This window comes from Providencia sp. PROV189 (assembly GCF_028480065.1).
In the GTDB taxonomy this organism is placed as follows: Bacteria; Pseudomonadota; Gammaproteobacteria; order Enterobacterales; family Enterobacteriaceae; genus Providencia; species Providencia stuartii.
In genome coordinates, this window is the sequence record NZ_JAMPOG010000066.1 from 1 (window position 1) to 3,967 (window position 3,967).

General features: G+C 47.9%; 4 protein-coding genes. 1 reads left to right on the forward strand and 3 read right to left on the reverse strand.

Annotation, left to right across the window (positions count from 1 at the left end):
* The first annotated feature begins 446 nt into the window (after window positions 1-446).
* Window positions 447-647, forward strand: coding sequence for a hypothetical protein (locus tag PR833_RS20000; protein ID WP_272526466.1), 201 nt, complete (start codon window positions 447-449; stop codon window positions 645-647).
* A gap of 247 nt (window positions 648-894) precedes the next feature.
* Here the strand turns inward: PR833_RS20000 and PR833_RS20005 are convergent, their stop codons facing one another.
* The 3 genes from PR833_RS20005 to PR833_RS20015 form a co-directional block, all read right to left on the reverse strand.
* Window positions 895-2,949: a DNA topoisomerase III gene (locus tag PR833_RS20005; protein WP_248129421.1), complete on the reverse strand. Its 2,055-nt coding sequence runs from the start codon at window positions 2,947-2,949 to the stop codon at window positions 895-897.
* Window positions 2,950-2,958: 9 nt separating this feature from the next.
* Complete coding sequence (locus tag PR833_RS20010; RefSeq protein ID WP_248129420.1) at window positions 2,959-3,495, reverse strand: hypothetical protein; 537 nt, start codon at window positions 3,493-3,495, stop codon at window positions 2,959-2,961.
* 47 nt (window positions 3,496-3,542) lie between these two features.
* On the reverse strand, window positions 3,543-3,967 hold a 425-nt coding region (locus PR833_RS20015), incomplete at its 5' end, for a PFL_4669 family integrating conjugative element protein (protein ID WP_272526467.1).

Sequence of the window (3,967 nt, forward strand, 5' to 3'; positions counted from 1 at the left end):
CCGTATTTTTGCTGGTCATGATGTTTCTCCATTAGATAAAAAAGGTAAAAAAATGAGAAACATCGTCCCGGCAGGAACGTGTTTCCCACCGGGGTCAGTCACAGGATTGCTCCCGAACTGACGACTTGCGTTGTATAAGGTGATCCTGATGATAACACTGTGCTGTTATCACCCTCCGTCGATTTCAAGGACGAACGGAGTTCTGTCATCGCCCGTAGGCCCTCGTCCCAGATGACCCGAGGATTGGCAGTGGCAATCACCCGTAGGCGTTCCTCTCAGATTGCCGGAACATTGGCATCGTTGTCACCCGTAGGCGCTTCTCTCAGACAACTGAAGCATTGGCAATGTTGCATTATGCAACGGTATAAGCTGAACAAGGATTAATCTGCTTTTTTTATTTGTCAAGTAAAAAAGCAAATCAGAGAGAAAAAACACAGGTGAATAAAATGGATAACAGAAACAGACTGAAAATCTGGTTACAGCAACATCATCTGACTCAAAAAGACCTCGCTCAACTTATTGAAAAGACAACACGCAGACCTTGTTCTGTCAGAGCGGTAAAATCCTGGTTATGTTCACCGGAAAAAAACAGCGCCCGCACCTGCCCGGACTGGGTGATTCAGATACTCAATCACATGGATGAATAAATTTTTCCAATAAAAAAGGCGTTACGGTTAATAACGCCTGACAGTACCACCAACTCTGCAATGTTAAAAAGAACCTCAGGAGGTCAACCAGCTCCGGCGCGGTTTTCATGAGGTTGATGCGCCTTAAAGTTTGTCCTGCTGACAGACAAACTTTCTCATTGTCGCCGTCGCAGTTGTTCCGCTACGACTTTGCCGCAATGACGGGGTGTATTTCCCTAGCGTTGGCTATGCTAACGGTAATTATCACTCAGGTAAAGAGCCCTGTAATGCTCTTCTTCGCTGCCTTCTTTCTTTTTCTAACGACTTGTGTGACGCCCTGCGTCTTTCCCGGTAATGCTACACTCCCTTTACAATCCGGATAATGCTGACAACTCCAGAAACGTCCTTTACTGCTTTCCCGTAATACCATCTTCCCCTGACACACCGGGCAGGATGGCATCGGTGGCAGATCCAGCGCCAGCGGCATTTCCCCGCCTTTTTTAATGAGATGAGACAGCCAGCTGATTTGCTTTTGCATAAACACATCCAGAGACAGGTGTCCCTGAGCCACCTGCTCAAGTGATTGTTCCCATAACGCCGTCATTCCCGGATCCGTACAGGCTGCCGGCAGGGCATCAATCAGCTGACAGCCGGTGTCTGTCGCCCGGAGTGTTTTTTTCTGTCTGACAATCAATTTCCTGTTTTCCAGCGTGGTAATGATCCCTGCCCGGGTCGCTTCTGTTCCCAGCCCCGCATTCTCTTTCAGGACTTTTTTTAATGTCGGATCGGTAATAAAGGATGACGCATTTTTCATGGCCGCAATCAATGTCCCATCCGTATACGGTTTCGGCGGTGAGGTTGTCAGTTGTACAACCTTTGCCTCTGCTATCGCACAGACGCCTCCCTCATGAAGAGGCGGCAATGTTTCCGTTCCGGTTTCCTGCCCGTTGTCTGTCTCTTCCTTTACTGACGGATCGTCTTCATGTTTCACAAATAATACAGACCAGCCCTTCACCCTTTCGACTTTTCCTTTGGCAACAAATTGTTGTCCGCCAATATCTAAAAACACCTCCGTCGCATCCCATTCCTGATCCGGCAAAAACTGCGCAAGATAATGGGTACGGATAAGTTTGTAGACATTCAGTTCAGCCTCATTCATGGCATTCAAATCCGGTGTATGCCGGGTCGGAATAATCGCATGGTGAGCGGTAATTTTTGCATCATTCCAGACCCGTGAAATACGCGCCGGCTGCAATTGCGCCAGCACATTCTGTAAGGCCGGATCACTTTGTGACAAGGCATTTAAAACAACCGGGATATCGGCACGCATCGACACCGGCAGATACCCGCAATCCGTCCGGGGATACGTGGTGGCTTTATGTTTTTCATACAGACTTTGCGCGATTTCAAGCACTTTATCAGCGGAATACCCCCAACGCTTTGAGGTAGCCTGCTGAAGTGTCCCGAGATCAAACGGCAGCGGCGGCAATGCTTTTCCTTTCGTTTCATTTACCGTACATACCGTCGCCTTGCCTGCCTGCCGGCACAGTTGTTCCACCGCCTGAGCCGCCTGAACATGAATACAACGATGCTCATCATCACAATATTGCACAGCAGGTCGCCAGTGAGCCTGAAAAACAATCCCCTGATGCTGTAAAGACGCAGTTACCCGCCAGAACGGTTTGGAAACAAAGTGCGTGATTTCTCTTTCCCGCCGGACAATCAGGGCCAGTGTGGGGGTCTGGACACGTCCGACCGACAATATCCCGCCAAAACCCAGTTCCCGGGCTTTGAGAGTAAATAAACGTGTCATGTTCATGCCGATAAGCCAGTCCGCTCTGGCCCGCCCTAATCCCGCAGAATATAAGGAGGCCGTTTTCTCGCCGGGTAACAGGTTATTTAAGGCCTGCCTGATACTCGCCTCATCCAGCGCAGACAACCATAAACGCTGCACTTTTTTCCGGTAATGACAGGCCTCCAGTAATTCTCGGGCAATCACCTCCCCTTCCCTGTCTGCATCCGTGGCAATCACCACCTCCGTTGCCTGACTGAGTAACTGTTTTATGGTCCGAAACAACGAAACCGCATCTTTTTTTACCACCATTTTCCACTGTTCAGGAATAACGGGTAAGGCACTTTGTCGCCAGGGCGCGGCAAACTGCGCACCATAAGCTTCCGGTTCAGCCTGTTCCAGCAGATGACCCCTTGCCCAGGCGACCTGAACACCATTTCCCTGAAAAAAATTGTCCAGGCGCTGATGTGCACCGATCACCCGGGCGATATCTTTGGCCTGAGACGGTTTTTCGCACAGAAATAATTTCATTACCCTGTTCTACCTTCTTTTTCCGGTTGCAACGTCATTCGCGGTTTTAAATATTTCCTGAACAAACTCCGGAGTCAGGGTATCACTGTACGAAGCGCTGTAAGTGATATACATGTGAGTCCCCGAACCATTTTTCTCCAGTTCGATGACGATATGTGCCGGCGGGTTACGTTTTCCCATATCCGCCCCCATTTTATAATAACTTCCCGGCGTCACTTCCCATTCCCAGCCACGGCTTTCTTCTGCAATGGCCGTGGCGACCCATTGATCACTTTCTTTACCTGACTGACGTAACGCGCGAATTTTGGCATTCACATCCTCAAAACCATAATAGCGGCGCAGACGGGCCGCAGCGGTGTCAATATCCACAGGGATGACCACGTCATACTCCCGCTGTTCCCGCTTTTGCATCCCCCCGTTCATGGTATTGCTGACCTGATGACCCAAATTACTGATTTTCTGATTCCACTCCGCGATTTCCTGTACAGAGCATCCGGTTAAAAGCCATAAAGAAAAACATGAGATAAGTAACCAAATTTTTTTCATTGCCGCTCCTTATTATTTAATAATTCATTCAATATAAATAATATTCGTTATTTTTTTAAAACAGGTAAAAATGAAGCGCGTTTTTTCCCTGAAATGATATCCGGATCAATTTCACCTAAATAACGGGAAGCCTGTTGATAAGTCTCACTGTTTAAATCAAGGTTATGACGGAAGATCTCATATTTCCGGTAATTTACCGCCATCCCGGTCACATGACGAACCTGATAACCCGCTAATTTCAGTACTCTGTCACGTTGCTGACGTGAAATAAAACCATAATGCTCTCCTTGTAATACGCGCAAGGCAAGTTGATCAACACCAACAAGCAACCAGACACATTTATAACCAACAGGGGATTTACTGAATATCGCCAGATCAACAGGTGATGTTGATGAGATATCCGAAATAACCGCTGCCGCAGGTAACTGAACTAATTGTTGTTCAACCTCTGAAAGTAATTTCTGAATAGTCT